This window comes from Pseudosulfitobacter pseudonitzschiae, from assembly GCF_900129395.1.
In the GTDB taxonomy this organism is placed as follows: Bacteria; Pseudomonadota; Alphaproteobacteria; order Rhodobacterales; family Rhodobacteraceae; genus Pseudosulfitobacter; species Pseudosulfitobacter pseudonitzschiae.
Window position 1 is genome coordinate 1 of the sequence record NZ_FQVP01000030.1, and the last position, 1,548, is coordinate 1,548.

A 1,548-nucleotide genomic window follows, 5' to 3' on the forward strand; every position below is an offset into this window, starting at 1 on the left:
TTGAAATCGCAACGTAATATTCTACGTCTATTTCCGCCTCATCCTGCTGAAATCGTTTAAGAACCTTTTGATGAAACGACAATGCAATTGCGACACCCTGATCGGCGCCAGCCGGGCTGCCGTCCAGCGCAACCTTGCTTGGATGGAAGCGCGTGGTCTGATCCACGAGATGACGGGGCAGGGGCGGTATCGGATGTGGAGGGTCGCAACTTAAGCCGTGCTCTTTGTCGGGGGGCCGACAGTTTATGTTAGAGTCAACGCTTCTGTCCGCCAAACTTGCAGAGAATTCGCGCATCGAGCCCACTTTGATGAATTTTGCTCGAAGCACGAATGTCCGCATGGATGAAAACGAACCGCCCGTGTCCAGTCTTCGTCTCTTGCTGCGGCTTATAAATGCGTGGCCCAGCGAGGATGGCTCTCGTCAATGATCAAGGCATGGCTGTGCCTGCGATGTCCCCTTAGGTGGGGATGGTCGAGTGGCAAATTATCGTGGGTGTGCTCAAGCTCAACGGGATCGCCGGACGGCCAGAGTTTCAGCGCTGCGAGCATTCCGAAGGTGGCGATAAGGGCCAGTCCGATCAGTGCGGGAACGACACCATAGACCGTCAGCAGCCATCCCGACAGCGGATAGGTCACAAGCCAGCAGGCGTGGGACAGCGCGAATTGCGCCGCGAAGAGTGCCGGGCGGTCCCCGGCGTGTGCGGAACGGCGCAGCAGTCGGCCAGAAGGGGTGAGGACAGCGGAATATCCGAGCCCCACCAGCAACCAGGCTGTTAGAAGGATGGACCAGCCAAGGCCTGCTCCAAGGACCGTCAACGCCAGACCGACCAGAGTAGCCACCATCAGCGCGGCTCCGCCGAACATCACGGGCCGGTCCGGCAACGCATCGAGAACACGCGGCAGGACCAGCGCTGCGATCATCGACCCTGCGCCGAAGGCGAACATCGTCCAGGCCAGAGCACTTTCCGAAAGGCCGAGCGAGCCGCGCACAAGAACGACGGTGTTGACCAGCACCATCGCACCTGCCGCCGCCGCCGCGAGGTTCAATGCCAAGAGCCCGCGCAAGCGGGGCGTGGCCAGATAGATGCGGATGCCGCGCGTAGTGCGGTCATAGACACCGCGCGGCTCGGATGGGCGGGGACTGGGCAGCACGACCGAAACAACCATAAGGGCCGATGCGGCGAAACTGAGGACCGTGCCGAGGAAAAGCGAATTGTAGGACATCACCGCGAGCAGAAGGGCCGCCAGCGTCGGGCTGACGATGTTTTCCAGATCGTAGGCCAGCCGCGACAGTGACAGTGCGCGGGTATAGCGCGCCTCCTCGGGCAGAACGTCGGGGATCGTCGCTTGGAAGGTCGGCGTGAAGGCGGCGGAGGCCGATTGCAGCAGGAAGATCAGCACATAGACCTGCCACACCTCGGTCACGAAAGGCAGGGCCAGCGCCACACCCGCCCGCACCAGATCGAGCGTCACCAATAACGCGCGGCGCGGCACCCGGTCCGCGAAGGCCCCGGCAATGGGGGCGATACCGACATAGGCCACCATCTT

At 61.8% G+C, this 1,548-nt stretch carries 1 protein-coding gene; it reads right to left on the bottom strand.

Going from position 1 to position 1,548, the window contains the following annotated elements:
• Window positions 1-387: 387 nt before the first annotated feature.
• A partial coding sequence (locus tag BUC08_RS24110) for an MFS transporter (protein WP_073194653.1) occupies window positions 388-1,548 on the bottom strand: 1,161 nt, incomplete at its 5' end.